Origin of the sequence: Klebsiella electrica (assembly GCF_006711645.1) — a bacterium.
In the GTDB taxonomy this organism is placed as follows: Bacteria; Pseudomonadota; Gammaproteobacteria; order Enterobacterales; family Enterobacteriaceae; genus Klebsiella; species Klebsiella electrica.
Genome location: NZ_CP041247.1, coordinates 1,582,624 through 1,605,692 on the forward strand (window position 1 = coordinate 1,582,624; position 23,069 = coordinate 1,605,692).

Consider the following 23,069-nt stretch of genomic DNA (forward strand, 5'->3'; position numbering starts at 1 on the left):
GAGCCGGATTGACGTTACTGGAAAGGCAAAACGAGATTGAGAGTACCCTATCAAACGTGGGATGGCGAGCGGTTTCGCGAGATTTCTTATAAGAAATTGTGCATCTAAAAGTGAATCATCGGGAAAGCACAAAATAGCAGCAATGGCGGGTAAGAAATATGCAATTCATTCATTTGTAAGACGATTAATGTGACGGGAAGATGACGCGGATGCTAAAAAAAATGGACAAATAAAAAAGGGACCGAGAACGATCCCTTATGGATGTAGTTAATAATATGTAAGGAGAATATTAATTTTTACCCGCACCGCCCGGAAGCGAACGGTTAAACCAGGCGATCAAGATGTCGCTTAACGGCGTCATCAGCACCCAGGGGATGCCGATAAGTACGGCGGTCAATGAGCCGACGGCTATATCAGTAAACCAGTGGGCGCCAATCATGACCCGCGGAAAAGCGAAAACCACAAAAATAATCAGCGCAATAGCAAATGCCCGGCGGCCAAAATAGCGCCACATGAAGGTGGCGAAGATGAGCAGCATCATGCCGTGATCGCCGGGGAAACTGTCTTTCGACGCATCCTTGGTCGGGAAGGCGACCACGTCGCTTACTTTAACAATCTCACTGAACGCGAGCGACGGGCTGGCGCGTTTAACCGGCATCAGATGCTGCGCCAGCTGATTAATGACCACCGCGAAGAGCAGCATCACCAGGCCGATAATGACGATCCGACGGCGACCGGCGCTTTGCTCTTTCAACCAGAAGCTCAGCATCAGGCCACCCATCGCCAGCAAAGAGCAGGCGTCAAAAGCCCGGTTATTGATGATAGCCAGCAGCCAGGCATAGGCCTGACTCTTTCCCACTCCCTGGTTAAAGAAGTGGAAAATGGCGGCGTCCAGCGACAGCCAGAAACCATGATTCGCGGGCAAAAACCACGAAAAAAAGAGGACAAAACCTGCCGCGTTAAGCAGCAGGATCAGAGGAATTCGGTTTTTAATCATAACAGTTGCAAGTGGTGTAAGACGGCGGGAAACATACCCACCTTAATTTAAACGAAGTTTCAACAAAGAGGCTTGTAAGGCATTCCAGTCCGCCTCGGATTCGGTAATCAGCTCAATGCGGCTGTCCGGCGGCGCAACGTTTTGGGTTTCAATATGCTGATCCCGTCCCTGACGGTTGATGCGGACCAGACCTTCCGCAATACGCATCACCCCCTTGACGCGGGCAACCGGCGCCAGACGCGCCCACTCAAGCAGGCCAATCGTATCAAACGTCGTATCGGCATCAAAAATCCAACCGCAGGCATGGTAGCCCTGACCGCTGTTGAGGCTCCGGCGCCAGCGCTGATGAGCGGGCAGACTGAGGGCGGCCAGACCCTTTTTCTGCCCGTGGCTGTGCGCATGTGCGGCACTTTCCGGCAGTGGAGCCAGGTTCAGACGCGGTAAATCCAGCAGCGCCGGGTCGATGTTGCCGTGGGTTGCGCGAATATGAAGACGTTCGCCCGCGTGTTCCTGCCACCAGGCGTCAAAGGCCTGTTCGCTTTCCGCCGTCATCCGGTCCGCTTTATTGCTGATAATGACGTCGGCCGCCGCCAGCTGATCGCGGAAGTTGTCGTTCGCCATCACTTTACTGTCCAGCAGCAGGCGGGGATCCAGCACGCACAGGGTGGCGCGAAGATCGATCCACGGCTCATAGACGGCGGCGGTCAGAATATCGAGAATTTGTTTGGGATGGCCAAGCCCGGTAGGCTCAATCAGCAGACGATCCGGTTTCCCCTGGCGCAGCAGGGTATTCAACCCAACCTGCATCGGCAGGCCGTTGACGCAGCACATGCAGCCGCCGGGAATTTCTTTGAGTAGCGCGCCGCTATCGGCCAGTAAAGCGCCGTCGATACCCACTTCGCCAAACTCATTAACCAGCACGGCCCATTTTTCATCTGCAGGCTTGTGGGCCAGCAGATGAAGAATCGAGGTCGTTTTACCGCTGCCGAGAAACCCCGTGATCAAGTTTGTTTTGGTCACATTTTCTCCAGGATACAAATGTAATGTTGTAACAGTTGGTCCTATCCTGACGAAAAAAAGGGGAAAAGAGAAGGGTTACGGCGGACAGAAAAGAATTCTGTCCGCTAAAGAGCAGTAATTGTTAAATCCCGGGCACGTTGGCAATGGCCTGGCGGGCACCGACGGCAGAAAGCTGATGCCAGGCGGCGGTGATGTTCTCCACAAACAGCGCATTGCGCGGCAGATCGCGGCCAAAGATTTCTTCCAGTGAAAGCAGGGCGCTGACGCGTTCCTCGTTGCGGCTGCCGGCGACCAGAGCCTGAATTTTGTCGCTCAGCGGGTCGCAAATATCAATCGCCTGACCGGCATCATCTCTACCGCTGACGTAGCGCATCCAGCCCGCCACGCCGAGCGCCAGCAGCGGCCAACGGCTACCGCGTTGCAGGTGAATGCGAATACCGTCAAGCATACGCTGCGGAAGCTTCTGACTGCCGTCCATCGCTATTTGCCAGGTGCGGTGCTTTAGCGCTGGATTACTAAAGCGCGCGATCAGGCTGTCGGCATAGTGCGTCAGATTGACGCCTTCGATAGCGAGCGTCGGGGCCTGTTCGTCGAGCATCAACCGGCGAGCGGCGCTGCGCAGCACCTCATCCTGCATGCAGTCGCTGATATACGTATTACCGGCAAGGTAGCCGAGCCAGGCAAGGAAAGAGTGGCTGCCGTTGAGCATCCGCAACTTCATCTGCTCCCACGGCAGCACGTTATCGGTCATCTGGGCGCCGGCGGTTTCCCATGCCGGGCGGCCCGCCACGAAGTTATCCTCAATGACCCACTGAATAAATGGCTCACAGCTGATAGCGCAAGGATCTTCCACGCCGAGTGCGGCGCTGATTTCAGCCAGCGACTCATCGGTGGCGGCGGGCACGATACGGTCAACCATGGTGCCGGGAAAACTGACGTGTTCAGCAATCCACTGCGCCAGTTCGGGGGCGCGTTTTTCCGCCATGCCCAGAACCGCATTTTTGACCACGTGACCGTTATCAGGAATATTATCGCAGGAGAGAACCGTAAACGGCGGCAGGCCTCGTTCGCGGCGGCGGGAGAGGGCTTCAACCAGAATCCCCGGCACCGATTGCGGCAGCGCGGGATTTTGCAGATCGTGAATAATGCGCGGTTGCGTCAGGTCCAGCATGCCGCTGGCGGGATCGATGCAGTAGCCTTTCTCCGTAATCGTCAGCGAGACAATGGCCACCTGCGGCTCGCAGAATTTTTCAATGATCGCGGGCAGAGAGTCCAGCTTTGCATTCAGGCATTCGTGAACGGCGCCCACGACAATCGGCTGGTTACCCTGTGCGCCTTTTTCCAGCACGGTGAACAGGTGGTCCTGCTGACGGAGCTGGCTCATCAGCCGATCGCCGCTGAACAGGCTAATTTCACAGATCCCCCAGTCTCCGCCGCTGGCGTTCAGCACCCGATCGGTGAGCAGGGCCTGATGAGCGCGATGAAACGCCCCGAAGCCAAAGTGCACAATGCGCGAGCGCAACTGGCTGCGATCGTACTGAGGAAGCTGCACGCTTTCTGGCAGCGTAGCGGTAGCAATAGTAGTCATTCTTTACACACCTGATTAACCAATGATTAACAATGGCAGTGTAAAGTTATATGACAACAAATTAAATTGGTGAGCCGTATTTATACGCTTAGTGTGAGCTGGATCAATCAATTCAGCGGGATAAATTGATCCCTGGCGAGAAGCCTGTATGGTAGTCATCATTGATGTTAGCAATATTGGTATAACAACTTTGAGAGGGCATAGCGATGGAACAAACCTGGCGTTGGTATGGACCGAACGATCCGGTGTCGCTTGATGATGTACGGCAGGCTGGCGCGACGGGTGTGGTCACTGCGCTGCACCATATTCCTAACGGTCAAGTCTGGCCGGTTGACGAAATTAAACAGCGCCAGGCGCTGCTGGCGGAAAAAGGGTTGACCTGGTCGGTCGTGGAAAGCATCCCGGTACACGAAGAGATCAAGACCCAGAGCGGGCAGTGCGCGACCTGGATTGCCAACTACCAGCAGAGCATTCGCAACCTGGCGGCCTGCGGGATTGATACCGTCTGCTATAACTTCATGCCGATTCTCGACTGGACGCGTACCGACCTTGAGTACCAGTTGCCGGACGGTTCGAAAGCCTTGCGTTTTGACCACATCGCGTTTGCCGCTTTTGAGTTGCATATCCTGAAGCGCTCTGGTGCCGAGGCGGATTACAGTGAAGAGGAGCAGCGCCAGGCTCAGGCCTGCTTTGCGGCGATGAGCGAAGCGGACATTGACAAGCTGACCCGCAACATTATTGCCGGTTTACCGGGCGCAGAAGAGGGCTATACCCTCGAACAGTTCCGCGCGCGGCTGGCGGAATATGACCAGATCGATAAAGCGCAGCTGCGTGAGAACATGGCCGTCTTCCTGCGCGCTATCGTACCGGTATGCGAAGAGGTTGGCGTGCGGCTGGCCGTACACCCGGACGATCCGCCGCGCCCGATCCTTGGCTTGCCGCGTATCGTTTCGACTATCGAAGACATGCGGTGGCTGAAAGAGACCGTGGACAGCATCAACAACGGCTTTACGATGTGCACCGGTTCTTACGGCGTGCGTGCCGATAACGATCTGGTGAAAATGGTCGAAACCTTCGGCGACCGGATCCACTTTACCCATCTGCGTTCGACCTGCCGTGAAGAGAACCCAAAAACGTTCCACGAAGCGGCGCATCTGACCGGTGACGTGAATATGGTGGCGGTGGTGGAGGCGATTCTGAGCGAAGAGCTGCGCCGCAAGCACGCGGGCGATCTGCGTCCGATTCCGTTCCGTCCGGACCATGGTCACCAGATGCTGGACGATCTGCGTAAGAAAACCAACCCGGGCTATTCGGCGATTGGTCGCCTGAAGGGGATGGCGGAAGTACGCGGCGTTGAGCTGGCGCTGAAGATGACGAAGTATCCGGAACTGCTGTAATTCTGGCGGCGGAAAAGTAAAAGGACAGCCTCAGGCTGTCTTTTTTGTCTTACTGCCCGGCTCATACGACGGGCGGCCTGGACGGGGCGTTTCCACCCTCATCCGGGACGACGCGATATTAGTCTGCGCGACCCATGTAGCGGCTTTCTTCGATATGGATACGAATTTTCTCGCCGGTGGTCAGGTATTCCGGAACCTGAATCACCAGGCCGGTGCTCATGATTGCCGGTTTGGTACGGGAGCTCGCCGAGGCGCCTTTAATGCCCGGGGCGGTTTCTACAATTTCCAGATCCACGGTCTGCGGCAGCTCCAGCGCCAGCAGCTGACCATCCCAGGTCAGAACCTGCATGTCAGGCATGCCGCCTTCCGGAATGAACAGCAGCTCTTCTTCAATCTGCTCTTTGGTGAAGGTGTACGGCGTGTAATCTTCTTTATCCATAAACACGTACTCGTTGCCGTCAACATAGGAGAAGTCAACGAAACGGCGGGTCAGGGTAACGGTGTCAACGATATCGTCGCCTTTAAAGCGCTCTTCCACTTTCAGGCCGGTACGTACATCAGAGAAACGCATTTTGTACAGCGTTGCTGCGCCACGGGCGCTCGGTGACTGAATATCAATATTCTTTACAATCAGCAGCTTGCCGTTGTAATTCAGCACCATACCTTTTTTAATTTCATTCGCTCTTGGCATTGCAGTAATCCTGTCGCTTAACGGTTCAAAAAATATCGCGTAAAACTACTCGCGCCGGGGCTTTCAGGCAAGCGGAATTCACGAGTTTTGCTATCTCCGGACAAAACGTTTAGGCTTGGCCGTAAACCGCAACATCAAGAGAGTCATTTATGGAATGTCGTATCGATTGCGGTGCCTGCTGTATCGCCCCCTCTATTTCATCCCCGATCCCCGGAATGCCTGACGGCAAGCCTGCGAATGTCAGGTGCGTGCAGCTATCGGAAGATAACTTATGCAATATCTTTGGCTCGGCTTTACGTCCTAAAGTATGCGGTAGCCTACAGCCTTCACCTGATATGTGCTGCACCAGTCGTGAAGAGGCGATGGCTTTCCTGATTCACCTCGAAAAGCAAACTTCATCTTAAAAAACTGCTGCCGTAAATAATTCGTAAGCGCCCCATCTGCGACGTCTTGTGAAAATTGTCCTGTCTGGCAACAATCGCGCCCATCTATTTTGATGGACACGAACGATGAATTCCCAGACAACAAAAGATATTCCCTGCTTCCGTTCTTATTTGCCTGATGCCCTGCGTTTAAGATTTGAAGATAAACTGACCATCCGGGCCATCGCTCAGCGCCTCGGTCTCAGTCATTCCACAATACATACGCTTTTTCAGCGCTTTATTGCATCCGGTATCGCATGGCCATTGCCCGATTCAGTCTCATTCGCTCAGCTTGACGCCATCCTTTATGCCAACAGAAAAAATGAATCCACTCGCCCTGAAATCAGCGAGGAAAAATGGCGAAAAGAACGGCGAGCCAGCTACAGCCGTGAATTTAAGGTCAGTCTGGCTAAGCAGGCATTACAACCCGGTGCTGTTGTTGCCCGGATCGCCAGAGAGCACGATATCAATGATAACCTGCTGTTTAAATGGAAAAGCCAGTACGAGGACGGCTTACTGAGCGATGATGATATACAGGAATGCATGCCTGTCCCGGTGGCACTGACTGATACGCCAGAGCCGATCAGACCAGTTACAAATCCCTTCTGGCGTAACAAGCCTGATGAGTGCCCTGAGTGCGATCCCGAAAACGTCCCACGGTGCGAGCTGCATCTTAAATCAGGTGTGGTAAAACTGTTTGACCCTCTCACTCCGGAACTGTTACGGGCGCTAATCCGCGAAATGAAAGGCGGTGCCCGATGATAACTCTGCCAACCGGTACCAGAATCTGGATCATCGCTGGCGTCACAGATATGCGTTGTGGCTTCAACGGGCTGGCTTCGAAGGTGCAGAATACGCTGAAAGATGACCCGTTCTCCGGGCATATCTTCGTCTTCCGGGGCCGCAGTGGCAAAATGGTGAAAATACTGTGGGCCGATCGTGACGGGTTGTGCCTGTTCGCCAAACGCCTCGAGCAGGGCCGCTTCGTGTGGCCGGTGACCCGCGACGGGAAAGTGCATCTGACACCCGCCCAGTTGTCCATGCTTCTGGAGGGGATCGCGTGGCAACATCCAAAACGGACGGAACGGCCTGGTATACGGATATAACCCGTGATAAAACAGGGGAATGAACAACACACTCCCCGACGACATCGAGCAACTGAAGGCCCTGCTGATCGCACAGCAGGCGGTTATCGTCCGTCTGTCCGGTGAAATAACCGGCTATGCCCGCGAGATCGACTCACTCAGGGCGCTGGTCGCTAAACTGCAGAGAATGTTGTTCGGCCGCAGCAGCGAGAAAAACCGCGAGAAGATAGAAAAGAAGATCGCGCAGGCAGAAAAGCGCATAACCGAGCTCCAGAACAGGCTTGGCGAGGCGCAGTCGCAACTCACCTCAATGGCCGGAGATACGGGATCAAAAACATCAGACACTCCCGCCCGCAAAGCGCTTCCGGTAACACTCCCCCGTGACAGGCGGGTTATCTCCCCGGCAGAAACCGAATGCCCGGTCTGCAGCGGCAAACTAAAACCGCTGGGGGAAAGCATCTCTGAACAGCTGGATATCATCAACACTGCGTTCAGGGTAATCGAAACGGTCCGCCCAAAACTGGCCTGCAGTCGGTGCGACTGCATCGTGCAGGCACCACTGCCACCAAAACCCATCGAGCGCAGTTACGCCAGTCCGGCTCTGCTGGCACGCATTATCATGGCGAAGTTCGCTGAACACCTGCCGCTGTATCGTCAGTCGGAAATCTACGCCCGGCAGGGCGTGGAGCTGAGCCGCAATACGATGGGGCGCTGGGTTGACATTATGGGAGAACAACTTCGTCCGCTGTATGATGAACTGAACCACTATGTGCTGATGCCGGGTAAAGTGCATGCAGACGACACGCCGGTGAGTGTACTGGAGCCTGGTCAGGGTAAAACCCGTACCGGGCGGCTGTGGGTCTATGTTCGTGACGATCGTAACGCCGGCTCAACCATGCCGGCTGCCGTGTGGTTCTCCTACTCTCCCGACCGCAAAGGTATCCATCCACAGCAACATCTGGCGGACTACAGTGGTATCCTGCAGGCCGATGCCTACGCGGGTTACAACGCTCTTTATGAAAGCGGGCGGGTAACCGAAGCGGCCTGTATGGCACATGCCCGACGCAAGCTCCACGATGTTCACGTTCGCCATCCAACGGCGGTAACAGCAGAGGCGCTGAACCGTATCGGGGCGCTGTACGCCATCGAATCGGAGATCCGCGGTAGTCCGGCAGAAGAGCGACTGACAGCCAGGAAAGCCAGAAGTGTTCCGCTGATGCAGTCGCTGTACGACTGGATACAACAGCAGATGGGCACGCTGTCGCGTCACTCAGATACGGCGAAAGCGTTCGCATACCTGCTGAAACAATGGGATGCACTGAACGAATACTGCCGCAATGGCTGGGTGGAGATCGACAATAATCTGTGCGAAAACGCACTTCGAGTGGTGGCGCTGGGACGGCGTAACTACATGTTCTTCGGCTCTGATAGTGGTGGTGACAGTGCGGCAGTGATGTACAGCCTGCTCGGAAGCTGCAAACTCAACGGCATCGAGCCGGAGGCCTGGCTGCACCACGTGATCAGTGTCATCAATACCTGGCCTGCCAACCGCGTGAAAGATCTGTTGCCCTGGAACGTCACCCTCTCTGTAAACTAATTTTTACCCCACGTCCTTCACGAGGCGCTTACAATAATTCCATTACATTAAGAGACGCGAAGTGTCTGGTGAACTATGGAACCAGTCTATGAAACAGAACTTAATTAAACTTTTAGTCACGCTTAATTTGATGATTTTATTGCATTTGATCGTTTACTATACAGACCCTGATTAGGTACAATTTCCTTGTGGATTTCTATAACAACACGAGGAAAAGAGACAATGGCTATTCCAGCTTATCTATGGCTTAAAGATGACGGCGGCGCAGACATTATGGGGTCTGTAGACGTTCAAGACCGCGATGGCAGCATTGAGATCACCGGATTCTCACATAACTTGAGTATCCCAACTGATGCAATGACGGGAAAAATCACAGGAACCCGCAAGCATTCAGCCGTACTCATTCAAAAAGAGTTTGATAGCTCCAGCCCGTATCTTTACAAAGCAGTTGCCACTGGTCAGACACTTAAATCAGCGGAATTTAAATGGTATCGCATCAATGATGCTGGTCAGGAAGCGGAATACTTCAACATGCTGCTTGAAGGTGTGAAAATTGTCGGTGTTTCACCAGTGATGCACGATACTAAAGATGCAACCAAAGAGAAGCATAACCACCTTGAGTGCGTAGAGTTTCGCTATGAAAAAATTACCTGGAAGCACTGCGATGGCAACATCATGTTTACTGACGCATGGAATGAGAGAGCCCAGGCGTGAGATACCCAACTTTAGCGGCATCACCCCACCCACCATTTGATGTATCCTCATTCGCCCCGCCCGGCGTAAGCATTGTCAATAATATGATGATGGCTCGTTTTCACCGTGGCCCATCAGCCCTCACCTATTCCTGGGCTGTGTCCCTTAATCGTCTGAGCTATAGTAACCATCTGTTTCTACAACATATTGAACTATGGCCCGCTACGACCTTCCCGATGAAGCATGGGATATCATCCAGCCTTTACTGCCCGCTCAACCTGCAACACCACGGGCCGGACGCCCATGGGCGGAGCATCGTATGATCATCAATGGCATGTTCTGGGTGTTGTGCTCTGGTGCCCCATGGCGTGATTTACCTGAACGATACGGCCCATGGAAAACCGTATATAACCGCTTTAACCGGTGGTCTAAGTCGGGTGTGATTAATATTATTTTCAACAGGTTGCTTTCTTCTCTTGATGCTCACGGCCTCGTTGACTGGTCAGCTACTGCGCTGGATGGCAGCAATATCCGGGCACTCAGGTGCGCCGCCGGCGCGCAAAAAAACATCCCGATATCGCCGGAGATCATGGGCTGGGTCGCTCTCGCGGTGGTTTTGGCACCAAAATCCATATGGCGACGGATGCAGGCGGTCTCCCGTTAAATATCGTGCTGAGTCCCGGACAGGCTCACGAAAGCCAGTTCGCATTACGCCTTCTGGACGGAATTGGTGTTCAGCGCCAGAACGGCAGCATGAAACGTCGTGGTTATGCGGTGCTGGCTGACAAAGCCTACTCAGGACATGCGCTTCGCAATGAGCTGAAACGAAAAGGGATAAAAGTGGTTATCCCGCGGAAATCTAATGAAAAAATGGCAGCAGATGGTCGTTCACAGCTTGATCGTGATGCTTATCGTAATCGCAACGTTGTTGAGCGGTGTTTTGGCTGTCTGAAAGAATACCGTCGCATTGCCACGCGTTACGACAAAACGGCGAGGAATTATCTGGCGATGGTGAAACTGGGTTGCATTAGACTGTTTTACAAAAAATTATGCAATTAAAGGACACAGCCTGGTTTTACCAACAAGTAAGAAGGCATGGCCCGTGGGATTACAAGCAGCGCGGGAAAGGGTTCGAAAGTTTTGGTAACTTTCATTATGGGGCTGTAGGTCACGCTGCGGGGATTTCCGATGAGGTATTACTTCGGGGGGCAGGATGGGCGCAAAGTCAAGCAGGAACGAGCGATCCAGCTTTTGGTGATTGGTATGGCTCAACGCCTTATGGCGATGACCCTAACGACCAGTATTGGATAAGAGCAGGGATTGACTATGCAAAACGCGCTGGTTTTTAGGAAAGGCTACCTACTCTTAATCCTGTTGGCGGTTGTCGTCATTGGGGTATATAAGGTGTTGCATTACTCGCCGCTTGAGCAAGAGATAATCAAGAAGGTGAAAATAAACAATCTGGCTAACCTCTACATCACCGAAGCGAGCACAGGAGCAACTACCGGTTTTTCCTATCGTTTCTATCTCTATGATGCATCCAAAGATGATAAAGCGTTTATGGCGAGTCTGGAGGACGGGAACGAGCCTTTTATGAACACGACGGACAAAGGCGCATTGACGAAGGCTGAAAACGACGCGCTTTATCTGTCAGTGAAAGGAACCATTTATACCTTTAATAGCCCTGCGACTTATCTTGCGGGTGGCTCAATCTACTCTGTTCCTGTTTACCTCACTTCATCGCCATTCTAATAGCATAGCCAGCTTTGGTGCTGGCTCTTTTCTTTCAATCTATGTCGCATCTTCAGGTCGAAACGACGGCCAAAAGTATGCGGTAGCCTACAGCCTTCACCTGATATGTGCTCAACGGATCGTGACGCTGCTATGACATATCTCATTCATTTAGAGTTTAGTACAGCGCCATAAGTCTTTGTCGTGCGTTTGACCCTGGATACCTAGGCACCTTTTATCCCTGAGCGTTGAGTTATTCATGGTGGTTGCCAAAAACATCTCATTATCAGCCTGGTACTGAATTAAATAATTAAAAACTTCGTTTCAATAATGCTGTTTTTTAGCATTAAATATGCTGATAAAATATTACAACTAATACGCTTAAATGCTTTTTATACAGTCTGCGTAATTTAATTTTGAAATGGATACATAACATTACAGTGATTATGGTTATATGGGGTCGTTCCATAGAAAAACATCGAAAGTCCTGAGATGCCGTTTGCCGCCAGTCCCTTTCCCTGACTGTGCGGCATTTTTACCTCAACAGCTTTAAGCGGTTTGTTTTTTTACGGGAGGTTAATATTGTATCTTCTTGCTGTAATCATCCTGATAGTCTTGACCTGTCTCTCTGTATACTGCATGTATTCATGCATCAAGGACAGCTCGTGGGGAAAATCCATTCCTCCGGACAAGTGAGCGGGAGAGGCTGTGGATGAATGAGCCCGCGGGAAAGAGTGGGACAGAGAGGCCCGGCGGTTCCACCTCTAAATGCTGAAGTGGTGCCGGGAACTGATGATAAAGCCCCGATTCGGGTATCGGTTGATTACAAGGAACCACGCCCAAAGCCTCCGGGCGTCAGAACTAAAATTAACATTTAATATGAAATGAAACATTAATGCCTGGTGAATTTAAAGAATCGAAAAACAAGAGCTGATTATTAGCGATTCAATAACAATTCAATTTGGTCTGGTTGTGCGAATGTTTATTTTGCAGAAGTTATATTGCTCGGTATGTTTATTTTAAATATGGCTGGGTATGCTTCGTTTCATTAAAAAACACTTCGCAGCGCTTGTCTTACTCGTATGGGGCATCCTCTATCTGTCAGTGATGGTAGAATGCTGGAACTTTATTTCTAACCATTACTGGTTGTTTTTTAGTTGATAACATCATGAGGTAAGCAACTTCACGGCAAGATAATATTCCGGTCTTTGGAGGCGAAAATTCTTTGGCAACGGTCATCCTGCAGATAAGAACGCCTACAGATCACGGCAATCGCCAGGCGGCCATGACCTGTCTTATTCCGCAGGCTCTGCCTGCGTCTTAAACGTCTTTAATGCGCCACAGGCAAAGTAATGACGCCGCACCCATGCCAAGGGCAATCCAGAAAACAGCGTGATAGCTCCAGATTTCGGCCACTACACCTGCCAGCGAACCGGCGATAATCCAGCCGACGCGGGTGGTATTGGTATACAGCGTGGTGGCAGCGCCGGCCTGGCCGGGCATCAGGTCCTGGAAATAGAGCATGCCAATGCCTGCCAGAATACCGATGAATATCGCGTTCAGCGCCTGCAGAGCCAGCAGTAAAGCGGGCGTATGCACCAGCAGCATCCCCACGTAAAACAGTATTCCTGCCGCTGCGGCGAGGCGGATCAAAAAGCGCTTACCAAAGCGTCGGGCATAATAGCCGGCAATCAGCATCGTCGGAATTTCCAACCCGGCGGCGGTCCCCATCATCAGCCCGGCCAGCTTCTCTGATAAATGCAGCTCATTAATGATATAGAGCGGCATATTAATAATGTACAGGCTGTTAATGCCCCACATGAGTGTGCAAACGCTGAACAGCAGCAGCGCGTCGCGACGATGGGTGCGCGGCGCTTCCAGATGACCTGCCGCCGCCAGTTTCTGCTTCTCTTTGCGCATGCTGGGCAGAAAGAGCCACACCATCGCCCCGCAGACCACAAAGGCGATCGCGGCGCAGAGATACATCACGGTAAAACCGAACCCCATTGCCAGCGCGTAGGCCAGCGGCGGGCCGATCACCCATGCCAGCGAGACCTGGGCGCGCAGAATGGAACTGAACATGACCGCTTCGCGACCGGTTTTATCGGCATGTTCGCGCGCGAGGGCGAACATCTGCGGGTTGGCGGTGGAGCCGAAGCTGCTGAGGAAGACCCCGATGAAGAGCAGGATAAAGTAGTTGCGGTTCCAGGCGAACAGCAGGCAGGCCAGGATCCCAAGCAGGCAGCAAAAGACGATCAGCCGCTTGCGATCGCCCTGGCGATCCGAGCGCCCGGCCAGAAACTGACTGACCAAAATACCGATGACCGCGCTACCGGTAAAAAAGAAGCCGACCATCGCCGGGCGTACATGCACTTCATTGGTTAAAAACAGGCTCAGGGTCGGCGTTTGCAACGCGCCGGCAATGCCTGTCAGGAAGGCGACGATCAGGAAAGCAGAAGAGGTTAAATCGAACCCGCGGCGGGGAAGGGCAGCGCTACTGTTTTGCATGGCGGAGTATCTGTCATTGTTTGAGCAGCGGAGTTTACGCCGTCACTCAGAAAATGAACAGTAGTATGGTACGGAAAATTAAAAAGTAGTTTCAAATTAGTCATTTCAGCAAAAAGCTGAAGCCTGGCTGAATGCGGGAGGCTAGCTTCAGCAAAAGTGTGCTGCACCTCTAATTTCCGTTATCAGATTGATAACAGATCTTGCGCAGTGGATAAGAAAGGTACAGACTCATTGAAACGTTTCAGCGTTATAGGAATTTTCTCCATCAGGAAGTTGACGCCTTTTTTCACAAAATAGCTGAAACGATTCAATCTAGCAGGAGAGGAGAACCATGTTCCAGTTATCTGTGCAGGATATTCATCCCGGCCAGCAGGCCGGTAATAAAGAAGAGGCGATTCGTCAGGTTGCCGCGGCGCTGGTCAGCGCTGGCAACGTGGCGGAAGGCTACGTTAACGGGATGCTGGCTCGCGAACAGCAAACCTCCACATTCCTTGGCAACGGCATTGCCATCCCGCACGGGACTACCGACACGCGTGACCAGGTGCTGAAAACCGGCGTTCAGGTCTACCAGTTTCCGCAGGGCGTGACCTGGGGAGAAGGGCAGACCGCGTACGTGGCCATCGGCATCGCCGCCAGTTCGGATGAACATCTGGGGCTGTTGCGTCAGTTGACCCACGTACTGAGCGATGATTCGGTCGCTGAACAACTTAAATCGGCGACCACGGCGGAAGAGCTACGGGCCCTGCTGATGGGTGAAAAGCAGAGCGAAGCGCTGAAACTCGATAATGACACGCTGAGCCTGGATATCGCTGCCAGCGATCTGATGACCTTACAGGCGCTGAACGCTGCGCGTCTGAAAGAGGCCGGCGCCGTTGACGCCACCTTCGTCAGCCGCACCATCAATGATAAGCCGCTGAACCTCGGTCAGGGCATCTGGCTGAACGACAGCGCGGAAGGCAACCTGCGCAGCGCGATTGCGGTCAGCCGTGCCGCCAGTACATTTACCGCCGATGAGCAGCCGGTATCGCTGCTGATTACCGTCGCGATGGCGGATGAACAGCCTACCGCGGTACTGAATCGCCTGAGCAATCTGCTGATTGATAAAAAAGCTGACCGCCTGCTGAAGTCTGATGGCGCGACCCTGCTGGCGCTGCTGACCAGCGACGATGCTATCGCCGACGACGTGCTGAGCGCCGAGTTTGTGGTGCGCAATGAGCACGGGCTGCATGCCCGTCCGGGCACGATGCTGGTGAACACCATTAAACAATTTTCCAGCGACATTACCGTCACCAATCTGGACGGATCCGGCAAGCCGGCAAATGGCCGCAGCCTGATGAAAGTCGTGGCGCTGGGCGTGAAGAAAGGTCACCGTCTGCGTTTTACCGCGCAAGGTGAAGATGCGCAACAAGCGCTGGATGCGATTGGCGAAGCGATCGCCGAAGGCCTTGGGGAGGGCGCATAAATGAGCAGACGTGTAGCAACGATTACATTAAACCCGGCATATGATTTGGTGGGTTTCACACCGGAAATTGAACGCGGAGAAGTCAACCTCGTGCGGACCACCGGTCTGCATGCCGCCGGAAAAGGTATCAACGTTGCGAAAGTGCTGAAAGATCTTGGTATTGACGTCACCGTTGGCGGTTTCCTGGGGAAAGACAACCAGGATGGTTTTCAGCAGCTGTTCAGCGAGCTGGGGATTGCCAACCGCTTCCAGGTGGTTCAGGGGCGGACGCGCATCAACGTCAAGCTGACGGAAAAAGATGGTGAAGTGACCGATTTCAACTTCTCCGGTTTTGAAGTCACCCCGGCCGACTGGGAACGCTTTGTGAATGACTCCCTGAGCTGGCTGGGCCAGTTCGACATGGTGTGCGTCAGCGGCAGTCTGCCGTCAGGCGTTAGCCCGGAAGCCTTCACAGACTGGATGGTTCGTCTGCGTAGCCAGTGCCCGTGCATTATCTTTGACAGCAGCCGCGAAGCGCTGGTTGCCGGTCTGAAAGCCGCGCCGTGGCTGGTGAAGCCAAACCGTCGCGAGCTGGAGATCTGGGCTGGCCGTAAACTGCCGGAAATGAAAGACGTGATTGATGCGGCGCACGCGCTGCGCGAGCAGGGCATTGCCCACGTGGTTATCTCCCTCGGTGAAGAGGGGGCGCTGTGGGTTAACGCTTCTGGCGAATGGATTGCGAAACCCCCTTCAGTCGAAGTGGTCAGCACCGTCGGTGCCGGGGATTCCATGGTTGGCGGCCTGATCTACGGCCTGCTGATGCGTGAATCCAGCGAGCATACGCTGCGTCTGGCTACTGCTGTTGCGGCGCTGGCGGTCAGCCAGAGCAATGTAGGTATTACCGATCGTACCCAGTTGGCCGCCATGATGGCGCGTGTCGACTTAAAACCCTTTAATTGACAGCAGGAGAGGCATAATGAAAACGCTGCTGATTATTGATGCCGGACTTGGACAGGCGCGCGCCTATATGGCGAAAACCTTGCTGGGTACCGCAGCGCATAAAGCACATCTTGAACTGACAGACAACCCGAACGACGCGGAACTGGCGATCGTTCTTGGCACCACCCTGCCGGCGGATAGCGCGCTGAGCGGTAAACAGGTGTTCCTCGGCGATATCAATCGCGCCGTTGCCCATCCGGAGCTGTTCCTGAGCGAAGCGAAAAGCCAGGCGACGCCGTATGCTGCTCCGGCAGCGGCGACACTGCCGGCTGCCGCCGGTGGCGTAAAACGCATCGTGGCGGTCACCGCGTGCCCGACCGGCGTCGCGCATACCTTTATGGCGGCGGAAGCCATTGAAACCGAAGCCAAAAAACGCGGCTGGTGGGTGAAAGTGGAAACTCGCGGCTCGGTCGGCGCTGGTAACGCCATCACGCCGGAAGAGGTGGCGCAGGCGGATTTGGTGATTGTGGCTGCCGATATTGAAGTCGACCTGGCAAAATTTGCCGGCAAACCGATGTATCGCACCACCACCGGTCTGGCGCTGAAGAAAACCGTGCAGGAGCTGGATAAAGCCGTTGTTGAAGCGAAACCGTACCAGCCATCCGGCCAGAGCAGCCAGCAGGCGGCTTCGGCGAAGAAAGAGGGCGGCGGTGCCTATCGTCACCTGCTGACCGGCGTGTCTTATATGCTGCCGATGGTCGTTGCCGGCGGTCTGTGTATCGCGCTCTCCTTTGCCTTCGGTATCAAAGCGTTTGAAGTAAAAGATACCCTTGCAGCCGCGCTGATGCAGATTGGCGGTGGTTCAGCCTTTGCGCTGATGGTTCCGGTGCTGGCAGGCTTTATCGCCTTCTCCATTGCCGACCGTCCGGGCCTGACGCCGGGTCTTATCGGCGGGATGCTGGCCGTCAGCGGCGGTTCCGGCTTCATCGGCGGGATTATCGCCGGTTTCCTTGCCGGTTACGTTGCTAAACTGATCAGCACCAAATTAAAACTGCCGCCGAGCATGGAAGCGCTGAAACCGATCCTGATCATTCCGCTGGTCTCCAGCCTGATCGTCGGCCTGGCGATGATCTACCTGATCGGTAAACCTGTTGCCGGCATTCTGGCAGGGCTGACCCACTGGCTGCAAACGATGGGAACGGCGAACGCCGTACTGCTGGGCGCTATTCTCGGCGCGATGATGTGTACCGACATGGGCGGTCCGGTGAACAAAGCGGCCTATGCCTTCGGCGTCGGTCTGCTGAGTACCCAAACCTACGCACCGATGGCGGCGATTATGGCGGCCGGTATGGTGCCACCGCTGGCGATGGGTATCGCTACGCTGGTTGCCCGCAATAAGTTTGATAAAGGACAACGGGAAGGGGGGAAAGCGGCGCTGGTTCTGGGTCTGTGCTTTATCTCTGAAGGGGCGATTCCGTTTGCTGCCCGTGACCCGATGCGCGTCCTGCCATGCTGTATCGTGGGCGGCGCGGTGACCGGTGCAATCTCTATGGCTATCGGAGCGAAACTGATGGCGCCGCACGGCGGTCTGTTCGTCCTGCTGATTCCTGGTGCGATTACGCCAGTGGTCGGTTACCTGCTGGCGATTGTTGCCGGCACCCTGGTGGCCGGTCTCTCCTACGCGGTGCTGAAACGTCCGGAAGGACAGACCGCAGGAAAAGCGGCCTGAGTTCTCCTGCACAAAAGCACGTCAGAAGCAAACAAAAGGGCCGGATTCGGCCCTTTTTCTGTTCTGCTTATCTGCGTAACGGTCTGCGTCACACGGTACGCGGTCCTGAGGTCAGGCCGAGGCTTCTTCCGTTTGCTGTGCCCGCAGCCAGGCAATCTCTTGTGCCCAGATATCCGGGTTAATGGTTTCCAGAATCAGCGGGATGCCATCGAAGCGGCTGTCCTGCATGATCCAGCGGAAAGCGTCGTGGCCGATATTGCCTTCGCCCAGGCTGTGGTGGCGGTCAACGCGGCTGCCGAAGGCGCTTTTGGCATCGTTGAGGTGCATGCCGCGCAGATAGCGGAAACCGACAATGCGTTCGAAGTCGGCGAAAGTTTTCTCACACCCTTCCACGCTACGCAGGTCATAACCGGCAGCAAAGGCGTGGCAGGTATCAATGCAGACGCCGACGCGGGATTTGTCTTCCACTCCGTCAATAATGGCGGCCAGGTGTTCAAACTGAAAGCCGAGGTTGCTGCCCTGGCCGGCGGTATTTTCAATGACGGCGGTCACGCCTTCGGTTTTAGCCAGCGCAATATTAATGGACTCGGCAATACGAGCCAGGCACTCGTCTTCCGGTATCTGCTGCAGATGGCTGCCGGGATGGAAATTGAGCAGCGTCAGCCCGAGCTGCTGACAGCGGCTCAGTTCATCAATAAAGGCATCGCGGGATTTTTCCAGCGCCTCCTCAACCGGGTGGCCGAGGTTAATCAGGTAGCTGTCATGCGGCAGGATTTGTCCGGGGCCAAAGCGGTATTTTTCGCAGGCGGCTTTGAATTCAGCAATCGTTTCGTCGCTGAGCGGGGCTGCTCGCCATTGCCGTTGATTCTTGGTAAACAGCGCGAAGGCGGTGGCGTCGATTTCCGCGGCGCGAATGGCGGCATTGGCCAGTCCGCCGGAGGCGCTGACGTGCGCTCCAATGTATTTCATAAAAAAGCTCCAGTTAAGCCGCTGGGGAGAGGGTAATGATAGCGGCTTAACCGGAGAGTTACATCAACGAATGCGTGGGTTCATCCGACCGGGTTATGCCATCAGGCCGTGAATCACCAGGTTGATAGCACCGCCGCCGACTATCAGCCAGACGAACAGGATTAAGGCCATCAGCAGCGGTTTGGCGCCGGCTTTTTTCAGCGCGCTGACGTGAGTGGTCAGCCCCAGTGCCGCCATCGCCATCGCCAGCAGGACGGTATCAAGCGTGACCAGTATCCCGACGATGGGTTTTGGCAGCAGATGGAAAGAGTTAAACACTGCCACCACAATAAACAGGATGGCAAACCACGGAATGGTGATTTTGCTTTTTTCTCCCAGGCCTGCTGGCGCCAGCTGTTTGACGCGAGCGGCCATGAACAGCAGGAACGGAGCCAGCATCATCACGCGCAGCATTTTCGCAATCACCGCGGCGTTTTCCGCATCCGGGCTGATAGCATGTCCTGCGGCCACCACCTGCGCAACCTCATGCATCGTGGAGCCCATATAGATGCCATAGGCTTCCGGGGTGAACCAGTGCGCCAGCATCGGGTACATCGCCGGATAGAGGAAGATAGCCAGGGTACCGAAAATCACCACCGTGGCCACCGCGACGGTCACTTTACTGGCTTGTGCCTTGACGACCGGTTCGGTTGCCAGAATCGCGGCGGCGCCGCAGATGCTGCTACCGGCGCCAATCAGCCAGCTGGTATGTTTGTCCAGACCGAAGACCTTCTGCCCGAGGAAACAGGCGATAAAAAAGGTGCTGGTCAGCGTCAGGACGTCGATGGTGATACCGCTGACCCCGACATCGGCGATTTGGGCGAACGTCAGGCGAAAACCGTATAAAATGATGCCGAGTCGTAACAGATACTGTTTGGCAAAGATCACGCCGCCGTCGCAGGATTGCCAGAGCTTAGGGTAAATCGTGTTGCCGATAACCATACCGAATAAGATGGCCAGCGTCAGGGCGCTGAAGCCGGCGCCAGCGATAGCGGAAAAGCTACCGGCCCAAAGCGCGGCACCGGTCAGAACGGCGGTCAGCGCGAGTCCCGGGATAAAATGCCATAGCGTGTGATGTTTCGTCGGTAAAGTGAGTGCTGTCATAACCTTCTCCTTTGTCTGCGTAAAGATTACGACGCGCTGGTTTAAATATAAAATTGATTATATATTTATAATCAATCGTAATAAGTGGTATACCCGCTATCCTTCACGTTGCATGTGTGTTGGCTGCGCCGATTCCCCCAGTCACTGACTGCAGTAAGCTCCTGGGGTGTCGCTCTCGCGGCCTACGCCAGCGCAAGCGCTGTGCAAAACGGTCAACCGTTTTGTCCTGCAACTCGAATTATTGCGGGTAGATGCGAATATTTTCGCGTTTTGGGTGACATTCCCACGTTCGGCGGATTGTCGGAGAGCCACGCAGCATATCAATGAAGGCAGGATGAGCTATGCATATCACGCTACGGCAGCTGGAAGTGTTTGCTGAAGTGCTTAAGAGCGGGTCAACGACCCAGGCGTCACAAATGCTGGCGCTGTCGCAATCCGCGGTCAGCGCGGCGCTGACCGATCTGGAAGGACAGCTGGGTGTGCAACTGTTTGACCGCGTCGGCAAGCGGCTGGTGGTAAACGAACACGGGCGGCTTCTCTACCCGCGGGCGCTGGCCTTACTGGAGCGCGCGCTGGAGATTGAACAGCTGTTTCGCGGCGACAACGGCGCGATCCGGGTTTATGCCAGCAGCACCATCGGCAACTATATCCTGCCGGAAATTATCGCCCGCTATCGCCGTGATTTTCCCGACCTGCCGCTGGAGCTGAGCGTGGGCAATAGCCAGGACGTGATTAATGCGGTCGCCGATCTGCGGGTGGATATCGGGCTTATCGAAGGACCATGTCATGCGGCAGATATCATCGCCGAGCCATGGCTGGAAGATGAACTCGTGGTGTTCGCCGCGCCGGATTCGCCGCTGCTGGAAGGAGAGGTGACGCTGCAACGGCTGGCGGAAGCGCCGTGGATCCTGCGTGAACATGGCTCCGGCACCCGCGAAATCGTTGACTACCTGCTGCTGTCGCACCTGCCGGCGTTTCATCTGGGCATGGAGCTTGGCAATTCGGAAGCTATCAAACACGCCGTGCGTCACGGCCTGGGCATCAGCTGTCTCTCCCGACGGGTTATCGCCGAACAGCTTGAGGTCGGCTCGCTGGTCGAACTGTCGGTCCCGCTGCCTGCTCTGACCCGCACCCTGTGGCGGATTCACCATCGGCAAAAGCATGTTTCTAAGGCATTACAGCGTTTTCTGCACTACTGTCAGGTGTAAATCATCGGCGGTTAGCAAGGCATTTATTGTGAGAGATCAGCATATTATGGCGGACATTTTCGCAGATGAGTGCTTTGCTAATAATTCATTGTCGATCATGAAGCTCTCTTATAACTGCGCATTTGTACCGGATAGAACCCGGATCGTCTGCTACAATCTCGCCTCGTTTTTTGGATGGATAGCATTTTCACATGGTTTCGGATACTAAAACCACAGAAGCGCCCGGCTTACGCCGTGAACTGAAGGCGCGCCACTTGACCATGATCGCTATTGGCGGTTCCATCGGTACAGGTCTTTTCGTTGCATCTGGTGCAACTATTTCTCAGGCAGGCCCAGGCGGCGCACTGCTTTCCTATATTCTGATCGGCCTGATGGTCTACTTCCTGATGACCAGCCTGGGTGAACTGGCGGCATACATGCCGGTATCCGGTTCCTTCGCCACCTACGGTCAGAACTATGTCGAAGAGGGCTTTGGCTTCGCGCTGGGCTGGAACTACTGGTATAACTGGGCGGTGACCATCGCCGTTGATCTCGTGGCGTCTCAACTGGTGATGAGCTACTGGTTCCCGGATACGCCGGGTTGGATCTGGAGCGCCCTGTTCCTTGGCATTATGTTCCTGCTGAACTGGATCTCGGTGAAAGGTTTTGGCGAAGCGGAATACTGGTTCTCGCTTATCAAAGTGGCCACCGTTATTATCTTTATTATTGTCGGCGTGATGATGATCGTCGGTATCTTTAAAGGCGCGCAGCCAGCGGGCTGGAGCAACTGGGCCATCAATGACGCGCCGTTTGCCGGCGGTTTCTCCGCGATGATTGGCGTGGCGATGATCGTCGGCTTCTCGTTCCAGGGCACCGAGCTTATCGGTATTGCGGCGGGCGAATCGGAAAATCCGGAGAAGAATATTCCGCGCGCGGTGCGCCAGGTGTTCTGGCGTATCCTGCTGTTCTATGTCTTCGCGATTTTGATTATCAGTCTGATCATTCCGTATACCGACCCAAGCCTGCTGCGTAACGACGTGAAAGACATTTCCGTCAGCCCGTTCACCCTGGTGTTTCAGCACGCGGGTCTGCTGTCGGCGGCGGCAATCATGAACGCGGTTATCCTGACGGCGGTACTGTCGGCGGGGAACTCGGGAATGTATGCGTCAACGCGCATGCTTTATACCCTGGCTTGCGATGGCAAAGCCCCGCGCATCTTCTCGAAGCTGTCCCGTGGCGGCGTGCCGCGTAATGCGCTGTATGCCACGACGGTGATTGCCGCGCTGTGCTTCCTGAGCTCGATGTTTGGTAACCAGACCGTCTATCTGTGGTTGCTCAACACCTCCGGGATGACCGGTTTCATCGCCTGGCTGGGGATCGCCATCAGCCACTATCGTTTCCGTCGCGGCTATGTGCTGCAGGGCAACGATCTGAACGATCTGCCGTATCGTTCAGGGTTCTTCCCGCTGGGGCCGATCTTTGCCTTCGTGCTGTGCCTGATTGTCACGCTAGGCCAGAACTATGAAGCCTTCCTGAAAGACACCATCGACTGGGGCGGAGTGGCCGCAACCTATATCGGTATCCCGCTGTTCCTGGTTATCTGGTTTGGTTATAAGCTGGCAAAAGGCACCCGTTTCGTTCGCTACAGCGAGATGAAGTTCCCGCAGCGATTTAAAGGCTGACGGCCGACGCTGGCAGTAATCGTTCTGATGAAACCCTCTTTTAAGAGGGTTTTTTTTATCTGTACATTCTTACAAATTGATACAGTTCCTCATAATTTTATTGATAATCAAAATCATTATCTTTATCATCCTCATCAAAATCAGGATGAAGCCAATCTCCCTGTCTTGCCGGTCGTAAACAACCAGCAAGGGGCGACCAGCCACGTCAACTGTAAAAAGAGCGCGCGTACCGCCAATGAGCGGTGCGCCG

At 54.5% G+C, this 23,069-nt stretch carries 21 protein-coding genes; 14 read left to right on the forward strand and 7 right to left on the reverse strand.

Going from position 1 to position 23,069, the window contains the following annotated elements; genetic code table 11:
• Positions 1–289: 289 nt before the first annotated feature.
• The 3 genes from Electrica_RS07615 to Electrica_RS07625 form a co-directional block, all read right to left on the reverse strand.
• Complete coding sequence (locus Electrica_RS07615; RefSeq protein WP_131048174.1) at positions 290–997, reverse strand: phosphatase PAP2 family protein; 708 nt, start codon at positions 995–997, stop codon at positions 290–292.
• Between the two features lie 42 nt (positions 998–1,039).
• Entirely contained in the window at positions 1,040–2,017 is a 978-nt protein-coding gene (locus Electrica_RS07620) for a CobW family GTP-binding protein (protein WP_141964145.1), read from the reverse strand.
• 121 nt (positions 2,018–2,138) lie between these two features.
• Positions 2,139–3,605, reverse strand: a complete 1,467-nt coding sequence (locus Electrica_RS07625; RefSeq protein WP_141964147.1) for a mannitol dehydrogenase family protein — start codon at positions 3,603–3,605, stop codon at positions 2,139–2,141.
• Positions 3,606–3,811: 206 nt separating this feature from the next.
• Between Electrica_RS07625 and uxuA the strand changes: the two genes are divergently transcribed.
• Entirely contained in the window at positions 3,812–5,002 is a 1,191-nt protein-coding gene (gene uxuA, locus Electrica_RS07630; RefSeq protein WP_141964149.1) for a mannonate dehydratase, read from the forward strand.
• A gap of 118 nt (positions 5,003–5,120) precedes the next feature.
• Here uxuA and yeiP read toward each other — a convergent pair whose 3' ends face one another.
• On the reverse strand, positions 5,121–5,693 hold the full coding sequence (gene yeiP / locus Electrica_RS07635) for an elongation factor P-like protein YeiP (protein WP_100682711.1): 573 nt from the start codon (positions 5,691–5,693) through the stop codon (positions 5,121–5,123).
• A gap of 149 nt (positions 5,694–5,842) precedes the next feature.
• Here yeiP and Electrica_RS07640 point away from each other — a divergent pair, with 149 nt between their 5' ends.
• From Electrica_RS07640 to Electrica_RS07680, 8 genes are all read left to right on the forward strand, one after another.
• Complete coding sequence (locus tag Electrica_RS07640) at positions 5,843–6,097, forward strand: YkgJ family cysteine cluster protein (protein ID WP_100682710.1); 255 nt, start codon at positions 5,843–5,845, stop codon at positions 6,095–6,097.
• Positions 6,098–6,202: 105 nt separating this feature from the next.
• The gene (gene tnpA / locus Electrica_RS07645; protein WP_141964153.1) at positions 6,203–6,877 is read left to right on the forward strand and encodes an IS66-like element accessory protein TnpA; all 675 of its coding nucleotides are present in this window, start codon (positions 6,203–6,205) and stop codon (positions 6,875–6,877) included.
• Positions 6,874–7,221: an IS66 family insertion sequence element accessory protein TnpB gene (tnpB, locus tag Electrica_RS07650; RefSeq protein WP_141964154.1), complete on the forward strand. Its 348-nt coding sequence runs from the start codon at positions 6,874–6,876 to the stop codon at positions 7,219–7,221. Before tnpA ends, tnpB begins: the two co-directional genes overlap by 4 nt.
• Positions 7,222–7,240: 19 nt before the next feature.
• Positions 7,241–8,797, forward strand: a complete 1,557-nt coding sequence (gene tnpC / locus Electrica_RS07655; RefSeq protein ID WP_141964155.1) for an IS66 family transposase — start codon at positions 7,241–7,243, stop codon at positions 8,795–8,797.
• A gap of 222 nt (positions 8,798–9,019) precedes the next feature.
• Positions 9,020–9,511 (forward strand): Hcp family type VI secretion system effector, encoded by a 492-nt coding sequence (locus Electrica_RS07660; RefSeq protein WP_100682709.1) that lies wholly within the window; start codon positions 9,020–9,022, stop codon positions 9,509–9,511.
• Between the two features lie 193 nt (positions 9,512–9,704).
• Positions 9,705–10,549 (forward strand): IS5 family transposase gene (locus Electrica_RS07670; RefSeq protein ID WP_141963343.1). Its coding sequence is split into 2 segments (ribosomal slippage): positions 9,705–10,050 and positions 10,050–10,549, totalling 846 coding nucleotides; the frame shifts between segments, so codons are not numbered across the junction.
• The gene (locus Electrica_RS07675) at positions 10,540–10,839 is read left to right on the forward strand and encodes a polymorphic toxin type 44 domain-containing protein (RefSeq protein WP_141964159.1); all 300 of its coding nucleotides are present in this window, start codon (positions 10,540–10,542) and stop codon (positions 10,837–10,839) included. Before Electrica_RS07670 ends, Electrica_RS07675 begins: the two co-directional genes overlap by 10 nt.
• Positions 10,817–11,242 carry a hypothetical protein gene (locus tag Electrica_RS07680; protein ID WP_100682707.1) on the forward strand — a complete coding sequence of 142 codons (426 nt, stop codon included), beginning with the start codon at positions 10,817–10,819 and terminating at the stop codon, positions 11,240–11,242. Before Electrica_RS07675 ends, Electrica_RS07680 begins: the two co-directional genes overlap by 23 nt.
• Before the next feature lie 1,299 nt (positions 11,243–12,541).
• On the opposite strand, the gene setB is transcribed toward Electrica_RS07680, so the two are convergent.
• Positions 12,542–13,729: a sugar efflux transporter SetB gene (setB, locus tag Electrica_RS07685; protein WP_141964161.1), complete on the reverse strand. Its 1,188-nt coding sequence runs from the start codon at positions 13,727–13,729 to the stop codon at positions 12,542–12,544.
• Positions 13,730–14,060: 331 nt separating this feature from the next.
• Between setB and fruB the strand changes: the two genes are divergently transcribed.
• The 3 genes from fruB to fruA are packed head-to-tail and all read left to right on the forward strand — an operon-like array spanning position 14,061 to position 17,838.
• Positions 14,061–15,191 carry a fused PTS fructose transporter subunit IIA/HPr protein gene (gene fruB / locus Electrica_RS07690; RefSeq protein ID WP_141964163.1) on the forward strand — a complete coding sequence of 377 codons (1,131 nt, stop codon included), beginning with the start codon at positions 14,061–14,063 and terminating at the stop codon, positions 15,189–15,191.
• Positions 15,192–16,130 (forward strand): 1-phosphofructokinase, encoded by a 939-nt coding sequence (gene fruK, locus Electrica_RS07695; protein ID WP_004864796.1) that lies wholly within the window; start codon positions 15,192–15,194, stop codon positions 16,128–16,130.
• A 16-nt stretch (positions 16,131–16,146) separates the two neighbouring features.
• Entirely contained in the window at positions 16,147–17,838 is a 1,692-nt protein-coding gene (fruA, locus tag Electrica_RS07700; RefSeq protein WP_131048168.1) for a PTS fructose transporter subunit IIBC, read from the forward strand.
• A gap of 111 nt (positions 17,839–17,949) precedes the next feature.
• Here fruA and nfo read toward each other — a convergent pair whose 3' ends face one another.
• On the reverse strand, positions 17,950–18,807 hold the full coding sequence (nfo, locus tag Electrica_RS07705) for a deoxyribonuclease IV (RefSeq protein ID WP_131048167.1): 858 nt from the start codon (positions 18,805–18,807) through the stop codon (positions 17,950–17,952).
• A 93-nt stretch (positions 18,808–18,900) separates the two neighbouring features.
• Positions 18,901–19,950: a YeiH family protein gene (locus Electrica_RS07710; RefSeq protein WP_141964165.1), complete on the reverse strand. Its 1,050-nt coding sequence runs from the start codon at positions 19,948–19,950 to the stop codon at positions 18,901–18,903.
• A 341-nt stretch (positions 19,951–20,291) separates the two neighbouring features.
• Between Electrica_RS07710 and yieE the strand changes: the two genes are divergently transcribed.
• Positions 20,292–21,158, forward strand: a complete 867-nt coding sequence (gene yieE / locus Electrica_RS07715) for a DNA-binding transcriptional regulator YeiE (protein ID WP_131048165.1) — start codon at positions 20,292–20,294, stop codon at positions 21,156–21,158.
• A gap of 191 nt (positions 21,159–21,349) precedes the next feature.
• Positions 21,350–22,819, forward strand: coding sequence for an amino acid permease (locus Electrica_RS07720; protein ID WP_131048164.1), 1,470 nt, complete (start codon positions 21,350–21,352; stop codon positions 22,817–22,819).
• The last annotated feature ends 250 nt before the right edge of the window (positions 22,820–23,069 follow it).

Coding starts and splice junctions, on each gene's coding strand:
- Electrica_RS07615 (WP_131048174.1), bottom strand. CDS start 997: ATGATTAAAAACCGAATTCCTCTGATCCTGCTGCTTAACGCGGCAGGT.
- Electrica_RS07625 (WP_141964147.1), bottom strand. CDS start 3,605: ATGACTACTATTGCTACCGCTACGCTGCCAGAAAGCGTGCAGCTTCCT.
- uxuA (WP_141964149.1), top strand. CDS start 3,812: ATGGAACAAACCTGGCGTTGGTATGGACCGAACGATCCGGTGTCGCTT.
- yeiP (WP_100682711.1), bottom strand. CDS start 5,693: ATGCCAAGAGCGAATGAAATTAAAAAAGGTATGGTGCTGAATTACAAC.
- Electrica_RS07640 (WP_100682710.1), top strand. CDS start 5,843: ATGGAATGTCGTATCGATTGCGGTGCCTGCTGTATCGCCCCCTCTATT.
- tnpA (WP_141964153.1), top strand. CDS start 6,203: ATGAATTCCCAGACAACAAAAGATATTCCCTGCTTCCGTTCTTATTTG.
- tnpB (WP_141964154.1), top strand. CDS start 6,874: ATGATAACTCTGCCAACCGGTACCAGAATCTGGATCATCGCTGGCGTC.
- tnpC (WP_141964155.1), top strand. CDS start 7,241: ATGAACAACACACTCCCCGACGACATCGAGCAACTGAAGGCCCTGCTG.
- Electrica_RS07660 (WP_100682709.1), top strand. CDS start 9,020: ATGGCTATTCCAGCTTATCTATGGCTTAAAGATGACGGCGGCGCAGAC.
- Electrica_RS07675 (WP_141964159.1), top strand. CDS start 10,540: ATGCAATTAAAGGACACAGCCTGGTTTTACCAACAAGTAAGAAGGCAT.
- Electrica_RS07680 (WP_100682707.1), top strand. CDS start 10,817: ATGCAAAACGCGCTGGTTTTTAGGAAAGGCTACCTACTCTTAATCCTG.
- setB (WP_141964161.1), bottom strand. CDS start 13,729: ATGCAAAACAGTAGCGCTGCCCTTCCCCGCCGCGGGTTCGATTTAACC.
- fruB (WP_141964163.1), top strand. CDS start 14,061: ATGTTCCAGTTATCTGTGCAGGATATTCATCCCGGCCAGCAGGCCGGT.
- fruK (WP_004864796.1), top strand. CDS start 15,192: ATGAGCAGACGTGTAGCAACGATTACATTAAACCCGGCATATGATTTG.
- fruA (WP_131048168.1), top strand. CDS start 16,147: ATGAAAACGCTGCTGATTATTGATGCCGGACTTGGACAGGCGCGCGCC.
- nfo (WP_131048167.1), bottom strand. CDS start 18,807: ATGAAATACATTGGAGCGCACGTCAGCGCCTCCGGCGGACTGGCCAAT.
- Electrica_RS07710 (WP_141964165.1), bottom strand. CDS start 19,950: ATGACAGCACTCACTTTACCGACGAAACATCACACGCTATGGCATTTT.
- yieE (WP_131048165.1), top strand. CDS start 20,292: ATGCATATCACGCTACGGCAGCTGGAAGTGTTTGCTGAAGTGCTTAAG.
- Electrica_RS07720 (WP_131048164.1), top strand. CDS start 21,350: ATGGTTTCGGATACTAAAACCACAGAAGCGCCCGGCTTACGCCGTGAA.